Source organism: Cognataquiflexum aquatile, from assembly GCF_003316845.1.
Classification (GTDB): Bacteria; Bacteroidota; Bacteroidia; order Cytophagales; family Cyclobacteriaceae; genus Cognataquiflexum; species Cognataquiflexum aquatile.
Genome location: NZ_QMIK01000008.1, coordinates 212,168 through 228,601, shown reverse-complemented (window position 1 = coordinate 228,601; position 16,434 = coordinate 212,168). Strand labels below are relative to the sequence as shown.

The 16,434-nt window shown below is 42.0% G+C and carries 12 protein-coding genes; 9 read left to right on the top strand and 3 right to left on the bottom strand.

Annotated elements, in window-relative coordinates:
* Positions 1-214 precede the first annotated feature (214 nt).
* Positions 215-2,728, bottom strand: a complete 2,514-nt coding sequence (locus DQW11_RS20485; protein ID WP_113925980.1) for a TonB-dependent receptor domain-containing protein — start codon at positions 2,726-2,728, stop codon at positions 215-217.
* A 267-nt stretch (positions 2,729-2,995) separates the two neighbouring features.
* Between DQW11_RS20485 and DQW11_RS20480 the strand changes: the two genes are divergently transcribed.
* The 7 genes from DQW11_RS20480 (at position 2,996) to DQW11_RS20450 (ending at position 11,066) form a co-directional block, all read left to right on the top strand.
* Positions 2,996-4,072, top strand: a complete 1,077-nt coding sequence (locus DQW11_RS20480) for a sensor histidine kinase (protein WP_113925979.1) — start codon at positions 2,996-2,998, stop codon at positions 4,070-4,072.
* The gene (locus tag DQW11_RS20475; protein ID WP_113925978.1) at positions 4,069-4,809 is read left to right on the top strand and encodes a LytR/AlgR family response regulator transcription factor; all 741 of its coding nucleotides are present in this window, start codon (positions 4,069-4,071) and stop codon (positions 4,807-4,809) included. The genes DQW11_RS20480 and DQW11_RS20475 overlap by 4 nt, the downstream gene beginning before the upstream one ends.
* A gap of 301 nt (positions 4,810-5,110) precedes the next feature.
* A complete protein-coding gene (locus tag DQW11_RS20470) occupies positions 5,111-5,587 on the top strand; it encodes a nucleoside deaminase (RefSeq protein WP_113925977.1) in 477 nt (158 codons plus the stop codon).
* Between the two features lie 138 nt (positions 5,588-5,725).
* Complete coding sequence (locus DQW11_RS20465; RefSeq protein ID WP_113925976.1) at positions 5,726-6,988, top strand: NAD(P)/FAD-dependent oxidoreductase; 1,263 nt, start codon at positions 5,726-5,728, stop codon at positions 6,986-6,988.
* A gap of 131 nt (positions 6,989-7,119) precedes the next feature.
* Positions 7,120-9,528 carry a TonB-dependent receptor plug domain-containing protein gene (locus DQW11_RS20460; RefSeq protein WP_113925975.1) on the top strand — a complete coding sequence of 803 codons (2,409 nt, stop codon included), beginning with the start codon at positions 7,120-7,122 and terminating at the stop codon, positions 9,526-9,528.
* Positions 9,529-9,601: 73 nt separating this feature from the next.
* Positions 9,602-10,021 carry a DsrE family protein gene (locus tag DQW11_RS20455; protein WP_113925974.1) on the top strand — a complete coding sequence of 140 codons (420 nt, stop codon included), beginning with the start codon at positions 9,602-9,604 and terminating at the stop codon, positions 10,019-10,021.
* 217 nt (positions 10,022-10,238) lie between these two features.
* Positions 10,239-11,066 carry a ZIP family metal transporter gene (locus DQW11_RS20450; protein ID WP_113925973.1) on the top strand — a complete coding sequence of 276 codons (828 nt, stop codon included), beginning with the start codon at positions 10,239-10,241 and terminating at the stop codon, positions 11,064-11,066.
* A 108-nt stretch (positions 11,067-11,174) separates the two neighbouring features.
* On the opposite strand, the gene DQW11_RS20445 is transcribed toward DQW11_RS20450, so the two are convergent.
* Positions 11,175-12,209 carry an outer membrane beta-barrel protein gene (locus tag DQW11_RS20445; RefSeq protein WP_113926000.1) on the bottom strand — a complete coding sequence of 345 codons (1,035 nt, stop codon included), beginning with the start codon at positions 12,207-12,209 and terminating at the stop codon, positions 11,175-11,177.
* A gap of 446 nt (positions 12,210-12,655) precedes the next feature.
* On the opposite strand from DQW11_RS20445, the gene lepB reads away from it, so the two are divergent.
* Positions 12,656-13,753: a signal peptidase I gene (gene lepB, locus DQW11_RS20440; protein WP_113925999.1), complete on the top strand. Its 1,098-nt coding sequence runs from the start codon at positions 12,656-12,658 to the stop codon at positions 13,751-13,753.
* Positions 13,754-14,553: 800 nt separating this feature from the next.
* Here the strand turns inward: lepB and DQW11_RS20430 are convergent.
* Positions 14,554-15,045: a barstar family protein gene (locus DQW11_RS20430; RefSeq protein WP_113925971.1), complete on the bottom strand. Its 492-nt coding sequence runs from the start codon at positions 15,043-15,045 to the stop codon at positions 14,554-14,556.
* A gap of 311 nt (positions 15,046-15,356) precedes the next feature.
* Between DQW11_RS20430 and DQW11_RS20425 the strand changes: the two genes are divergently transcribed.
* A complete protein-coding gene (locus tag DQW11_RS20425) occupies positions 15,357-16,247 on the top strand; it encodes a glycoside hydrolase family 16 protein (protein WP_113925970.1) in 891 nt (296 codons plus the stop codon).
* The last annotated feature ends 187 nt before the right edge of the window (positions 16,248-16,434 follow it).

The following is a 16,434-nucleotide window of genomic DNA, read 5'->3' as shown; positions in this document are numbered from 1 at the left end:
AGGGGGGTGGTAGAAATGCGGCAAAGCCGCATTTCTACCACCCCCCTACAATAACAAAAAATTCCGGTGGTCGATCCCGATAATTATCGCGGACGAGACCATTCTTTAAGCAATCCTATACTGGTAAGAAGGAAGATATACATAAAAACAAAAAAACCGCTAGGCAAAACCTAGCGGCTAATTAATAACTATTACCCAATCATTTAACTATTTATCAATTGTTTGTTCCGCCGGTGGCTGCACCGCTATTGCCGTCTCCACCTTCTTTAAGGTCGTCATTGGTCACTCCTCTTTTCTTTTTCCTAGAAGGTCCGTCAACTGACAGTTTTCCTATTCTATAGTTGAAGTTGATCTTGAAGTTCATGTTTTTCAAACCGACTGTACTCTGTTGCATGATTGTTGGCGTGAACAGCTCATTGTCGATGGTAAATACTTTGGTAAAGAAGTTTTCAGCACCAAAACCGATTGAACCTCTTTTTTCATTGAATGATTTGTTGAAGTTCAAACCATATACTCCGAATCCGCCTGAAGTTCCCTGCAATTCAACCCTTCTTCCTCTTTGGAAAGTGAAAGCCTGTACCTGCCAATCTTTTGGTAATGTATAGTTTGCAAATATTCTTCCGCTGAATACAAAACCGTCATTGGATGCTGCATACAAGGGATCGGTCAGACCGTTATCCAATTGTGCGAAATATCCTTCCACACTACCGTTGACAGAAAACTTGCCTGAAAGGTTGACATTGGCAAATACCGACAATCCATAAGCTTTTTCCTGTCCGATGTTTTCATAGGTTGTGAAAATGATATCGTCCTGTCTCACCGTCCTTACAGGCTGGATAGAACCTGTTGTATTTCTGAAGTAGGTAGTGAAATTCAAGTTTGAACCTTTGAAGAAGGTACTATATGACATTTCATAATTGTCTGTCAATTCCGGCTCCAACAACGGGTTACCTTGGGAAACCTGCTGCGGGTTGGCGGCATTGATGTTGGGATTCAGGAAATTCAAAGATGGTCTCTGCACCCTTCTGTTGTAGGCTGCTTTGATCATATTTCCTTTTTCCAATTTTCTGCTCAGGTTCAAACTTGGAACCCACACGCCAAAAGAAGGAATCTCACCGTCAAGTTCTGAGTTAGAGAAATCCGCAGCAATGCTGGTATATTCATACCTCATACCTCCTTTGAAGGCATATTTCTTAAGGAAATTAGTGGTGTAAGACGCATAAGCCGCAGTCACATTCTGGTCATAGCTAAATTCGTTGGAGAAATTCACATCATCCACTTGTACAAATTCACCATCTGCACCTTCGGCTGTGAAATAAGCGAAGTCACTGACAGCTTTTCTCAGGATATTTTTTGCTCCGTATTCCAGAATCTGATTTTCCGCCAAAGGAGTTACATAATCCAACTGAAGGGTAAATTCACGGTTGATACCTGAGTTAAGGTTTTTGATCCTGCTCGATATGTTTTCAAAATTGCTATCGTATTCGCTGTTGATGAAATCGTTGGTCAGGTTATTCTGGCTGAACAAACCGGAGATACTGAATTCCTTACCTTTTTTCTCGTAAGACTTGGTGTAGTTGAAGTTCAGGTCAATGTTGTTTGAAAGGTTGTCTGTATTGACATCTCTCAACAATGAACTTTGCAACACCTCATCCAAATAAGTATCTGTCAACAGACCATCCTGTCTGTTTCTCATATTTCGTACTCCGTAACTTACTGAAGCGGTCAAGAAGTTGTATTTGTTGATTTCATAATCCCAACCCAAATTATACCTGCCAAAAAGCATGTTGCTTCTGGTGTCGGCGTATTGGGAAATGTTACGGGTAGTTCCATCGGCATTGGTGATGTATTGTTGGTTCTCAAAAAAGCCAAGGATATTGTATCCTGACCTACCAAAACCTCCCAATGTCCAGGACATTTTCTTTTGCTTCAAACTTGCATTCAATCCAAGGTTAGAACCTCTATATCCCACGCTGCTGTTGATGTTTAATGAAGCGCCCTGAATGTTGTTTTTCTTGGTGATGATATTGATGACACCACCTGTACCCTCTGCATCATATTTGGCAGATGGGGAAGTGATTACTTCTACAGATTTGATTTCTTCAGCAGGAATCTGCTTCAATGCCTCAGCCACGTTGGTCGCTACTATGGCTGACTGCTTTCCGTTTAACAATACCAAGATACTTGAACTTCCTCTCATAGAAACGTTTCCGTCCATATCCACTGACAGCATCGGAACCCTTCTCAATACATCAGCAGCATCGCCACCGACAAGCGTTTTGTCATTTTCTGCATTGTAGATGGTCCTGTCAACCTTCTCCTCGATCAGGTCACGCTGTCCCATGACAGTGACTTCCTGAAGGGCAACAGCTTCCTGTTCCAATGAAAGAGACCCAAGATCAAATGACGTTTTTTCATCCGTCACTTCAAGTGGACCCGAGGTAATGGCCTGAAAACCCATAAAAGTTACCTGGACGATATAGTTTCCTTTTTTGAAACCGGAGATAATGAATACCCCGTCAAAATCGGCAACAGCGCCGGCCACATTCTGCTGTGTTACGGCATCTACCAAAGAAACTGCAGCATAAGCTACAGGCTGGTTGTTGGATTTGTCAAGAACCTTACCTGATATTTTATATTCAGGCTTTGATCCTTGGGCATGTCCTTGAGAGACATTGATTCCTATGGTAAGGAGAAGTACAAATAATAGTTGGATTGCAGTTTTCATCACTTTAAAATTTTGTGGTTGTCTTTTGGACAGATTACTCAACAAAGGAATATCTGATTGAAATCAAAAAAAAATCAAATAGATAGGGAGTGGAAATGCATCGACCAAAGGCATGGAAAGCCTGATAAGTCCATTTATTTACTCATTTTTGGCACTTAACCTCCAAATCTCCCATTTGGGCGACTAAATGGCCTGATTGGTAGATTGTTGTGGTTTAACCGCAAAACTTTCGATTAGTTTACATCACATTTACATAATATCTGTATCATGCCTGAGATCACTATCAAAAAAAGTCTGCCTATTCTCATCCATATCTTGGGCTGGAGTCTATTTGGATCAGTCATCTTTTTGCTTTCTCCGCTAAGTTCAGAGGTTGAGCGTCCCAATGAATATTGGATCAAGCAAGTATTACAGTTTGCATCCCTTATTCTAACCTTCTATTTCAATTTTTTCTACCTGATCCCCAATGTGCTGTTCAAAAACAAAACTTCCCTGTATTTAATTTTGAATCTTCTTGGTGGATTATTTTATGTGGTCATTTTCATTTTATATGATCAGTACACCAACATGCCGGAATTGATGCACAAAGCTTTTAGGCCGGGCGTGCCCTATGTAGCCAACAGAAGTTTCTTTAACCGCTATGATTTGTTCAATTTTATAATTTTCAGTATGTCAGTAGGAATCAGTACCAGTATCGGTGCGGTCCAAAAATGGCAGTCTGACGAAAAAGTGAGATTGGAACTCCAACAGCAACAGATCAATTCCGAATTATCCTATCTCAAAGCACAGATCAACCCACACTTCTTTTTCAATACACTCAACAATATATACGCCCTTACCAATATCGATGTGGAAAAGGCCAAAACGGCGTTGTTGAAACTGAGCAGGATGATGCGGTATGTACTCTATGAAACCGAAAAAAACCAAACCCTTCTGACCAAGGAAAATGAGTTTATCAAGGATTTTATCGAGTTGATGAAACTGAGGCTGACCGGCAAAGTAAAATTAGACCTTCAGATTCCTGAAAAAATCGAAGAAGCTGAAATCGCACCCATGCTGCTGTTACCATTTATTGAAAACTGCTTCAAACACGGCATCAGCTCCCAAAAAGAAAGCAATATTCTTATTTCACTTTCAAGGGAGAAAAACTACCTTGTACTGCATACTGAAAATACGATTTTCAAATCAACAGAGAATACGCCTGAAGGAAGTGCTAGCGGAATCGGGATGACCAATACCATCAGAAGACTTGACCTTCTCTATCCTGGCAAATACAAACTGGATATCGACCAAGAAAACGCCGAAAACCAATTTAAGATCACTCTGAAAATAGACCTGTCATGACCATCAAATGTATTGCGGTAGATGATGAGCCCTTGGCCTTGGATTTGGTTGCCAAATTCATAGAACAAACCTCATTTCTCAGCCTGCAATCCAAGTTTGACAATGCCATCCAGGCTTTGGGTTATGTCAACCAACATGAGGTGGACCTGATTTTTTTGGACATCCAGATGCCGGACCTTTCAGGAATGGAATTGGCCAGGATCCTCGACGGAAAAACCGCTTCCAAAAAACCCAAAATAATTTTTACCACGGCCTACAACCAGTTTGCAGTCGAAGGATACAAAGTAGATGCATTGGATTATCTGCTCAAACCCTTCAGTTATGAGGAGTTTTTGAAAGCAGCCACCAAGGCGTATCAGTTTTTTGAAAACCAAAGCAAAAACACAGTCACCAAAGCAGAACCGGGAAAACAGCTGGATTATATTTTCCTCAAAGTAGAATACCAACTCGTCAAAGTGATGCTCAAAGACATCACCCATATCGAAGCCTACAAGGACTATGTCAAGGTACATTTGAAAGACAAGCCAAATCCCCTACTCTCCCTCACTAGCATGAAAAGTATGGAGGAACTTTTGGCATCCGACAACTTCATGCGCGTACACCGTTCATTTATCATCAACCTCGACCATATTGACTCGGTATCACGGAATGTCATCCACATCGGACATGCCCAGATTGTCGTCAGCGAAAATTACAAAGATGCCTTTATGGAATTTTTGGGTAAGTGGATTGGGTGAGGGGATGGTTATTTGGTTGATGGTTATTTGGTTGTAATTGTTGTAGTGGTTGTAATTGTTGTCAGGTTGTCATTGTTATCGAGTTGTCAAGTTGTCAAGTTCGGGTTGTCAAGATATCGGAGAATTGGAGTAGTGGTTAATGGTTATTTGGTTAAAGACTAGTGGGTTATTTGGTTAACTGATACCAGGTCGGAAATGAAACCTTGATCTTCTACCTTTGAATCTTGGTACTTGGTACTTAATACTTGGTACTCAGTTCTCGTTTCTTGATTCTTGATACTTGATACTTAAAAAAATCCCCATGGAAGAAATCCACGAAAAATTCATGAAAATGGCCATTGACTTGTCCCGGTCAGGAATGGTGCAGGGAAAAGGTGGTCCTTTTGGATGTGTTATTGTAAAAGACGGGAAGGTAGTCGGTCAGGGATGTAATTCCGTCTTGGACACCAATGACCCTACTGCCCATGCGGAAGTGGTCGCCATCAGGGATGCCTGCAAAAACCTGGGAAGTTTTCAATTGGAAGGCTGTTACCTCTATACTTCCTGTGAACCTTGCCCTATGTGCCTTGGAGCCATTTATTGGGCGAGACCGGAGAGGGTATTTTTTGCCAATACCAAGAAGGATGCTGCCGCAATAGGCTTCGATGACCAGTTTATTTATGAGGAATTGGAGTTGCCTCTTAATAAAAGGAAAATCCCTTTTTCCCAACTTTCTAAGGAAGCAGCCAAAAAGGTTTTCAAGGAATGGGAATTGCTTGACAACAAATCACTGTATTAAAAATCCCTCCCCTTTTCTAAACCAAATCCGGTTTTTGATTATTCTAATTTTTTTTAAAATATGGTATAAACGTGATCAATATCACTGTTTCCATTTTTTCAGGTTACTACTTTTATAATATAAAAAACGAAAATATCCATGGCACACTATCAGATATTGATCATAGGAGGAGGAACTGCCGGAATAACTGTCGCAGCACAGCTTCGAAACAAAGATAAAAACCTTCAGGTAGCCATTCTCGAACCTTCCGAAAAACATTATTACCAGCCTGCCTGGACCTTGGTGGGAGCGGGAACATACAAATTTGAAGACACGGAAAGGTCAGAAGCCAGGTATATTCCCAAAGGAGTTACTTGGGTCAAAGACAAGGCTACCGAGTTGATACCGGAAAAAAACATGGTGAAAACAGTTAAATCCGGAGACCTTACCTACGATTTTTTGGTTTTGGCACCGGGTCTGATCATGGCTCCCGAATTGTTGCCCGGACTATCTGAAGTGATGGACAAAGGCGTCGTTTGCAGCAACTATACCAATCCAAAACATACTTGGGAAGTTCTGCAGAATTTTAAAGGCGGCAATGCGGTTTTTACCCAGCCTACCACTCCCATCAAATGCGGAGGAGCACCACAAAAAATCATGTACATGGCTGAGGAATATTTCAGGAGATCCGGTGTCCGGGACAAGACCAAGGTGATTTTTGCGACACCGGGCACAGTAATTTTTGGGGTTGAGGTCTATGCCAAAACATTGAATAAAATCATTGCCGACAGGGATATCATCCTCAAGACATTTTATGCCCCGGTCAAAATTGACGGCGCCAAACAAGAAATCACTTTCAAATATATCAAGGGCGACTTTGATGAATATTCCAAAAAACTAGATGCCAGAATCATGGAAAAAATGGGTGGAGAAACCGAAATCACCATCCATTACGACATGCTTCACCTTGCACCACCTCAGCAGGCTCCGGATTTTGTGCGGAACTCCCCCATCTCCATGAAAGAAGGCCCGGGCAAAGGTTGGGTGGATGTGGACATCAACACACTTCAGCACCTGAGATTTCCAAATGTCTTTTCCTTGGGTGATGTAGCTGCCTTGCCGACTGCCAAAACCGGTGCTGCCGTGAGAAAGCAAGCTCCTGTGGTGGTGGGCAATTTAATTCACCTGATAAAGACAAATAAAGTAGGAGGAATGAAATACGAGGGTTATTCTTCTTGCCCTTTGGTAACGGGCTACAGCAAAATGGTATTGGCAGAATTCAAATATGACAACGTCAGAGACAGTGACCCGCTCATCTCCACTTTTGTAGATACCAGCAAAGAGCAATACAGCATGTGGCTGCTCAAAAAATATGTACTCCCAAGAATGTATTGGGACATGATGCTCAGAGGAAGAGCCTGATAGGGATGGCCCGGAGAGACACCGGGCCATTTTATTTTTCAGAAACGCCGTCCCTTCAGGTTTGCTTTCACATAAATTCCACTTCTTATTTTTCAAAAGTTGCCTAACTTCCCGAGCGAATTTTAAAATGAATGCTCAGAACAGGATTATTGCTTTTGATTTTATTTCAATTCAATACGGCCTTTGGTCAGATACTTTCAGTCCGGGAGTCAGGTTCGGATATCCCGATGGAATTTGTCACTATCGCTTCCCCAAAAGCAAAACTCATGGTACATACCAATGCTCAGGGTGAGGCCGATATAAGCACTTTCAAGGGTCAGGAAAAAATTGACATCCGGATTTTTGGCTATATCCCGGTTTCCAAAAGCTACCGCCAACTTGAAAGTGAAGGTTTTCAGGTTTTTCTAGAACACTCGGAAATAACACTGCAACAAGCAGTAGTGTCCGCTACCAAATGGAGTCAATCCCGTCAGGAAATTCCTGCAAGAATTACAACCATTACGACCGAAGAAAGAAATCTCCTCAATCCCCAAACGGCAGCCGACTTATTGGGTATTTCGGGTGAGGTCTTTGTTCAAAAAAGCCAACAGGGAGGCGGAAGTCCGATGATTAGGGGTTTTTCGACCAACCGCCTTTTATACACCGTCGATGGTGTCAGGATGAATACCGCCATTTTCAGAAGCGGTAACCTCCACAATGTCATCTCCTTGGATCCATTTGCTACGGAAAGTACGGAAGTCTTTTTTGGTCCGGGATCCATCATCTATGGCTCTGATGCAATCGGGGCAGTGATGAGTTTCCAAACACTGCAGACCCAAATCGCTGAAAGAAAATACCTTTCAGGCAATGTTACCCTCCGGACCAGCACGGCCAACAGCGAAAAAACAGGGCATATCCACCTGAAATATGGGAATAAAAAATGGGCCGGGGTCACCAGTATAAGTAGCCATAATTTTGACGACCTCAAGATGGGAAGCAATGGTCCCGAGGAATTTTTGCGGCCAACTTATGTGGTCACCGAAAACAACCAAGACCTTTTGGTTGAAAATCCCAATCCCAAAATCCAGGTTCCTTCAGGCTACAACCAACTCAACCTGATGCAAAAAATCAGATTCGCTCCCAATCAAAAATGGGATTTTCAATATGGATTCCATTATTCGGAAACTTCCACGTTTTCCAGGTATGACAGGTTGATCCGGTTTAGGCCAAATGGCCAACCCCGCAGTGCGGAATGGAAATATGGGCCCCAATCTTGGATGATGAACCACCTGAAGATTTCACACACTTCTGACTCCAAAGCCTTTGATCAGGTTACCTTGAATCTTGCCCTCCAAAAATTCGGAGAAAGCAGGATTGACCGGAACTTCAACGATCCTATCCGGCGAACAAGAACCGAAGAGGTCATGGCATATTCTGCCAACCTTGATTTTCTGAAGACCTTCCCAAAAAATGCCAAGCTTTTTTACGGCCTGGAACTGATTCAAAATGATGTTCTATCGACCGGGCAGGATGAAAATATCCGTTCCGGGGAAATTTCGGTAGGGCCTGCGAGGTATCCCGATGCGACATGGAAATCTTATGCGGCCTATGGTTCCTACCAAAAGAAACTCACTACAAAATCACTCATTCAGGCAGGTCTGAGGTATAATTACTTTGGACTGAAAGCCGACTTCAGTAACAACATGGATTTTTATCCCTTTCCTTTTGAACAAAGCAACAACAGGGAAGGTGCGCTCACGGCAAACACAGGTTGGGTGTATACGCCTGCACCGGATTGGACAGTACATGTCAATGCCTCCACAGGATTCCGGGCACCGAATGTAGACGATATTGGAAAAGTTTTTGACTCTGAGCCGGGAACAGTCATGGTGCCGAATCCTGACTTGGAAGCCGAGTACGCCTATAATTTGGAGTTAAACATAGGAAAAGTTTTTGGGGATTGGATGATGATCGACCTCACCGGATATTATACCCATTTGGACAATGCCTTGGTAAGAAGGGCGTACACCCTCAACGGCATGGACAGTATCCTTTACGACGGCGAAATGAGCAAAGTATTGGCTTTGCAAAATGCGGCTTTCGTCCGAATCCTTGGGTTACAGGCAGCTTTGGAAATCAAATTACCGATGAATCTGACCTTTTCCTCAAGATTAAATCTCCAAAAAGGAACAGAAGAAACCGATGATGGAAGCCAAAGTCCCACCCGACATGCCCCGCCGACTTTTGGCGTAAGCCGGTTGGAATACCGAAAGGAAAAACTGACTGTTCAGCTATTTTCTGAATATTCCGGTGGGTTTTCTTTCGAACAACTTCCCCTTGAAGAAAGGGGGAAACCCGAATTATATGCCATCGACGCCAATGGAAACCCATATAGTCCTTCTTGGGCAACGTTGAACCTTAAAGGAATGTACCAAGCCCATAAGCACCTGACCATCAGTGCCGGATTTGAAAACATCACCGACATCAGGTTTAGGACTTACAGCTCCGGAATTGCTGCTCCGGGCAGGAATTTTATACTGAGTCTGATGGCCAATTTCTGAGGATAACTCCCAAATCCGTGACTCAAATCACGAAATAATAACAAGATAAACCGTAGCTTAACAGAAAAAAATCATGCGAACTTCCCTCACATTGCTCCTTTTGATGGTATTTACTGCCATTGCCTCCGCGCAGGTTGTCTCCACGGCTGAGCATAAAATCTTATTTCAACTGACAGACGGTGAACAGGAAGTTCATAAGAAATTTATAAGACAGCTCAATAACGTCCTCACTGCAGCTCCCAACGCAAAAATCGAAGTGGTCACCCATGGAATGGGTATAGATTTGCTCAGCAAAACGAATAATCCTTTTGAAAGTGATCTGCAAAAATTGGTGGACAAAGGAGTGGTCTTTGTTATCTGCGAAAACACTTTGAAGCAAAGGGAAATGAAAAAAGAGCAGTTTTTGCCCTTGGCGGGATTTGTCCCTGCTGCCATCATCGAACTTGTCATGAAGCAGGAAGCCGGTTGGATTTATATCAAGGCAGGGGGATAAGAGAGAAGGCCATATCAAGGTCAATTAGTCCTCAGTCCATAGTCCACAGACGACAGCAGGCTCAACCGAACTTCAGTCCGGGTTTTAATGATTTGAGCCATTCAGAATATTAATATGTACCAAGGTTTAATTATCGGGGAGAATTGATTCCTTACTACCTTTTTCTTTTTTTCTTACTATTCAAAAAACTTGGATAATTTTGTGGAAACAATTTCCAATGCTTGAATCCATTGAAATTTATGCAACTGAGATTGGACCGGTCAAAGCCGCCTTGCTTGCGACTTTGTTTACCTGGTTTTTGACTGCCTTAGGCGCATCTTTAGTCTTTTTTTTCAAAACCATCAACAGAGCGGTTTTTGACACCATGCTTGGATTTACGGGAGGGGTGATGATTGCGGCGAGTTTTTGGTCACTTTTAGCGCCGAGCATCAAACATTCCGAAAAAATGTATCCGACTATGCCTTGGTTGCCGGCTGCGATCGGTTTCCTTTTGGGCGGTTTTTTCATATTTGGGTTGGACAAGCTCATGCCCCACCTCCACATCAACTTCAACAAAGAAGAGACCGAAGGTGTCGCCACCAAATGGCACAAGTCTACTTTGCTGCTTTTGGCGATTACGCTGCACAATATCCCTGAGGGATTGGCAGTAGGAATTCTTTTTGGCGCAGCTGCCAACGGCATGGAAGGGGCGAGTATCTCTGCAGCAGTGGCTTTGGCTATCGGTATTGGCATCCAAAATTTTCCTGAGGGCTTGGCTGTCGCTGCACCCTTGAGAAGACAGGGAGTAAGCCGGAGAAAAAGCTTTTGGTACGGACAGTTATCCGCTGTCGTAGAACCTGTTGCCGGTGTCTTGGGTGCTGTTGCGGTCATCCACATGCAGAATGTATTGCCTTATGCGCTTTCCTTTGCTGCCGGCGCGATGATCTATGTTGTAGTCGAAGAGGTTATTCCCGAAACACAGCGCGACAAGTACACTGATTTGGCAGTGTTGGGATTCATGTTGGGATTTACCGTCATGATGATTTTGGATGTGGCTTTGGGGTAGCGTTTTTGTTTGTTTTGCTACTTGGTTTAAGATTAACCGGCGAAATCGAAAATGCAACCGGTGGAAGCAAACTAGAAATATTTTTTTTCTTTTCCCCAATCTTCTATGTCAAAATGAAAAGGTAACGTTTGAAATTAGCCAGACTTTGGAATTTACAGTATTTTCGGATGCGTCAAAGAAAACGTCCTGCTGTGACAGGAAATACCTTCCCTCAAAGCGAAACATCAAATTAGAGGCTGGAGTGACATTGAGAGTAAGTCCTGTACTGAATGTTTGGAATTCTGCAGCTGAGGTGATCGGGGTAATCTGAATGGCATTTGGATCGGAAAAATATTCAACCCGCCCAGATAAGGATATTTGATCCGTAAATGTGTGCCGGGCAATAAAATTGTATTGCCACCAGAGACTGCTTGAGGTAGGCCTGTTTTGAAAAGTTTTTTGTAAACCTACATAAGCACTGCTTGTGAAACTCCATTTGGCGCCGTCATTATAAATCCAATATACATCTGTAAAATACCTCATCCTGTTATCAGGATTGATTTCAGAGCGCTCGTCCCCAATGTAGGTATTCCAGTTAAACAGGTTTTTGTCATTTGGCCGGTATTCCAATTGGGTTCCGAGGGACTTGCCACTATTCAGGTCCTGGGTCTGCTGCCAACCATTGAGTAGATATAGGTAGGCGGTCACCTTACTATTGAGGGGAACTGTAACCTTTCCCCCAGTCACATAATACGGCACATATTCCGGTGCAAAACTTCGGGTGTACATGAGGTGGTCCCGGCTTATGGCGCTTTCATTGGTGTAAGGCGAGCCTAGGACACCAAAATCAATCCAGATATCTTTTTTCTTAAAGGGTTTATACCCTATTGAACCTTCCAAGATATTCTTGAGTGTACCTGGTTCTGCAGCATTGTTGGCATTGATGAAAGTACCAAATCCAGGAACAAACCGCCCACGAATTCTATCAGATTGATACCGGATATCAACAAAGGCCAAGTTGATAGTGGCCTCGTTGTGTCTGTTCATAGAAACAAAATAAGGGACATTGCCCTCTACAGGTCTGCTAAAATCATATCCATAATATGAATCGATATATGCTCCAAAGGTAAGATTCCCGATCTTCTCACCGGAGGTGGTATCCATGAGACCCGTGTTTGTCACCTGGGCTTGTACGGAAAACATAGTGCAAAAAAATCCAAAAATGATAAGTAAATTCTTCATGTGAATCTTTTTTTGAATTTATCCCAAGCTACTTCAAGGTTCAATATAAATATTTTTTCATGGGCAAAAAGGCCTAAAAATTGTATCGCCGTCAAGTATTTTTCCAAAATGTTCCAAAACTGTTTTATCTATTGGGTAGCTGTAAATACGCACGTCATGTGGTAAGTGAAAAAAAATAACCAAAAGGGGATTACTGGTTTTACCGATTTAGAGGCCTAAAAAATACGCTAGGGTAAAGTAAATATTTTTTGAACCATATGGTTGTCAATTGTTAAATAGCCTTAAATCAGGGTTTTGGAGTAGCATCTGACTTTTTGACTTCCTATTTTTAGTCTTTCACATTATTGACCAACAAATTTTCCCCTGCCATGAAATCCTCTACCACAGAAAAAAAAACTATCCTGACTGAATGGCGAAATGCCATAGTCTTTGCAGTTGTATTCGCCACTTTTTTCCGTTGGTCCCTGGCGGAAGCATTTGTAATCCCGACCAGCTCAATGGAAAATTCCCTCTTGGTCGGTGATTATATCCTCGTGAGCAAAGTCCATTACGGTCCAAGGACACCTACCACGCCTTTGCAGGTACCCTTAACCCATCAGAAAATTTGGGGAACAGAAATTCCCTCATACCTGGATTGGATCCAACTCCCCACTTTTCGCTTTCCGGGAATGAGAGGGGTACAGAGAGGCGAAACAGTAGTATTCAACGCTCCCAAAGACCTGCTTGAACCCACAGAAAGGCCAATGGACCTCATGACTTATCTGGTCAAGCGCTGTGTGGCCATCTCCGGTGATGTGCTTGAAATCCGGGACAAACAGATTTTTGTCAATGGAAAAGCGATACCCAATCCTCCCGGTATGAAATTCCGCTATGAAATGTTGACCGAATATCCGCTTCAATCCCACCAAGTAGAGGCATTCGGTTTGGACAGCGAAGATTATTGGTTCCTCGGATATACTAAAGAAAATACACCTGTCTACAGCCTGTTGCTGACCGCGGAACAGTTGGAAAAAATAGAATCAGCTCCCTTCAATATTTCCATTCACCCACCTTCAGACACCCAATCAGGTTTGGAATTATTCCCCTCCTCCATGGCCAATCTATGGACCAAAGACAATTACGGCCCGGTGACAGTACCGAAAAAAGGAATGCAAATACCAATCAATGCAACGACTTTGGACCTTTATGGGGAATTGATCGAGAAGTATGAAGGTGAGGATAAAGTGGAAATATCGGCCGGGAAGTTGGAAATCGGAGGGAAAACAATGGCCCAATACACCTTCAATCAGGATTATTACTTTATGATGGGAGACAGCAGGGACAATTCTATAGACTCCAGATATTGGGGATTTGCCCCAGAGGATCATATCGTCGGCAAACCGGTCATGGTCTTGTTTTCAAAAAATGTAGAAGCGACAGGTTTGAATCGGATCAGATGGGAAAGGATATTTATGGGAATTGAATGAGGAAGTCCAATTTTGGAAAGCAAGAACGATTTGGATTCTTGGAAAGGGTGGAATTTTTAATTCCACCCTTTTTTCGATTAATGGAATTGGGATTCAATTTGGCTATCCAAATAATAGCAGAAACTGATGAAAATAAAAAGAAGGCCTATTAACAAATTCGCTTAAAGCAGAAACTACTTTCGACAAATAGCCCCGAAGTGGGCAAAATATTAATAGCCCCGTGCAAGGTGCTATTCTAATTTTTATACTTTCAACAATTTCCATGCACCGCAGCTCGGGGTTATAAAAATGTGGTGTAATTGGTTTTTGGGTGCAAAATTTTAAAGTGTGGAATTGGGTTTCCACCAAAAACAGGGAAGGCTGATAATTCAATTTACTTTGAATTATTCCAATCCGGAGTTTAGGTATTTTTTAGGAAACAAACCTAGAATCGAGACCAATCTGTAACCTACTAAAATTTGATGGTTTCTAAATTTCAATCATTCCACCATATTTTTTCCGTTTTCTTTTCTTGTCACTTTTTGTCTTGAAACAAAAAGTAACCAATCCCGATAATTATCGGGACAAGAAATTTTAATCCTCCCCCACACAGTGCCACGCCGGCCCGGAAAAATTTCTTCCTGCCCGCAAGTGTTCCATTGTAAGTTTTCTTTAAAGTAGAAAATACTCCACTTCGCCATCGGGATGAAATTGGACCATTTATCCAAACACTCAAAGAAAAGATGGTTCCAGATCTATCGAATTACAAATTCTACTAATTAAAAGGTATAGTAACAATCTTCACCTAGCTGAGTGTGATTTTAACTACCTCGCCTTTTTGAATCAAAGCACTCTTGGCCGTTCCATCTCGGTGATACCCCTCCGATCTTTTCAAAATATAAATCTGGGTCAGTCGATTGAATGAGACATATAAGCCTTTTACCTTTTAAAAGCCATTCCCTTGATTGAATTGAAATGATGTCAAGCAGTCCGGTTGCAAAATCCCTATCAGTCTCTGCTAAAAAATCGAATTTCCGAAAAACAATCACAAGTCCTTTTTTAGAAATAGAATACATGTCACGTAAACAGTCATTAAATGCATTTAGGTTTTCTCCGTAGTAATCTGGAAAGTTTAACTTTTCCTTGATTTCTTTATGCGCCTTCAAGACACTCCACTTGCATGCGTTCATATCATAAATCTTATATTTCTCATTCTCAAACCATTCTAAGTCGACTTCAAGAATTTCAATTTTATGATACATTGAGATTCCACCATCACGGAGTATTTGAAAATCTAAGCTATGGTCTTTCATTTTTTGTATTCCAATTTATTCTAGAATGAAATTTTGGGTTGATAAAGATTTATAAATCTTCCCTAACTAGGTGAAATATAGCGATTGATGGTGGACTGGGTGAATTTGTAATTCCATACTTTTATCCATCCCAATTTGCAATTGAATTTAAAAGAAAAAGCTCTAATGGAAAGGTAATTCCTGACTATTGGAATTACAAATTCTACTAAATAAAAAGGTAAAGAAACAATCTTCACCTAGCTGTAGCTAAACCCAAAACACCTCTTACATTTTATTTGTAGATTTGGCTATACCGCAATCGGGAAGCCATTATGAAACAACAAATCTTATCAGCGATATTATTTTTAATTCCTTTCATTGCCATTTCCCAAACAGACAAGTATCACAGTTCATTTAAGGAGGATTTTTCGGATTCTACTTCTATCCACTTTAGATATGGCTCAACCGGAAATAAATCAGAATTCAAATATAAGCTAGGAGTAAATTCTCCTTTAGAACCTGGTACCAAAATCCTTTCCTTCAAAATCGATCCAAAGGACAGTGCAGGCGCAGGTCGTGGACCGGAAATCATCTCAAAGGACTTCACTCATTTTGGGACTTACTCCGCCCGGCTGAAAGTTCCTGAGGCAAAGTCCATTCAACCCAATGTCGGTGCAGTTGTCGGTTATTTCACCTACGATGTAGATAGCGCTCCAGGTTTGAGTGAGATTGACTTTGAGTGGCTGCTTGCGGATCCCACGATCATATATGTCGGCACATGGACCGGACAATCCGGTGCGCTGAGGAGAGTTGGCCGCATCATCAATCTTGCCAAAGGAATCGTTTATGAAACCATTTACAGAGAAACTGATACAGGCTTTAGGACGCCATTATCAGGAATCCAAAATCAGCCTGCAACCATTGAAGCCATTGAGGATTATGACGCTTCGGCAAAATTTTATACTTATGGTTTTGATTGGTATGAAGACCGCATCACTTGGTGGATGGTCCATCCTGTCAGTGGGGAGAAATTAGTGTTATGGGATTATCACGGCACTACCATAGGAATACCTCAACACCGTACCAAGTACAGAATGAACTTTTGGCATACCAAAGATTGGTCTGTGGAAACCAATCCTAATTCTCTTGAAAAACCTATTCGTCCATATGAACTGGAGGTAGATTGGATGTCTTATGAGCCTTTTAAAGATGGTTCAAAATAACTCTGACCATTTACGGGGAATTAGGTTGCGTATAGCTACCATCTACTCCCAGCGAAAGCAGCCAAAAACACCTCTTACATTTTATTTGTAGATTTGGCTATACCGCTAATCAGGAAGCCATTAATATTAAAACCTATAAACAGCCTACTATGCGACACTTTCATTTAAACCCAAAAATCAATCCTAC

Coding starts and splice junctions, on each gene's coding strand:
- DQW11_RS20430 (WP_113925971.1), bottom strand. CDS start 15,045: ATGAAAGACCATAGCTTAGATTTTCAAATACTCCGTGATGGTGGAATC.
- DQW11_RS20485 (WP_113925980.1), bottom strand. CDS start 2,728: ATGAAAACTGCAATCCAACTATTATTTGTACTTCTCCTTACCATAGGA.
- DQW11_RS20475 (WP_113925978.1), top strand. CDS start 4,069: ATGACCATCAAATGTATTGCGGTAGATGATGAGCCCTTGGCCTTGGAT.
- DQW11_RS20450 (WP_113925973.1), top strand. CDS start 10,239: ATGCTTGAATCCATTGAAATTTATGCAACTGAGATTGGACCGGTCAAA.
- lepB (WP_113925999.1), top strand. CDS start 12,656: ATGAAATCCTCTACCACAGAAAAAAAAACTATCCTGACTGAATGGCGA.
- DQW11_RS20465 (WP_113925976.1), top strand. CDS start 5,726: ATGGCACACTATCAGATATTGATCATAGGAGGAGGAACTGCCGGAATA.
- DQW11_RS20455 (WP_113925974.1), top strand. CDS start 9,602: ATGCGAACTTCCCTCACATTGCTCCTTTTGATGGTATTTACTGCCATT.
- DQW11_RS20480 (WP_113925979.1), top strand. CDS start 2,996: ATGCCTGAGATCACTATCAAAAAAAGTCTGCCTATTCTCATCCATATC.
- DQW11_RS20470 (WP_113925977.1), top strand. CDS start 5,111: ATGGAAGAAATCCACGAAAAATTCATGAAAATGGCCATTGACTTGTCC.
- DQW11_RS20460 (WP_113925975.1), top strand. CDS start 7,120: ATGCTCAGAACAGGATTATTGCTTTTGATTTTATTTCAATTCAATACG.
- DQW11_RS20445 (WP_113926000.1), bottom strand. CDS start 12,209: ATGGATACCACCTCCGGTGAGAAGATCGGGAATCTTACCTTTGGAGCA.
- DQW11_RS20425 (WP_113925970.1), top strand. CDS start 15,357: ATGAAACAACAAATCTTATCAGCGATATTATTTTTAATTCCTTTCATT.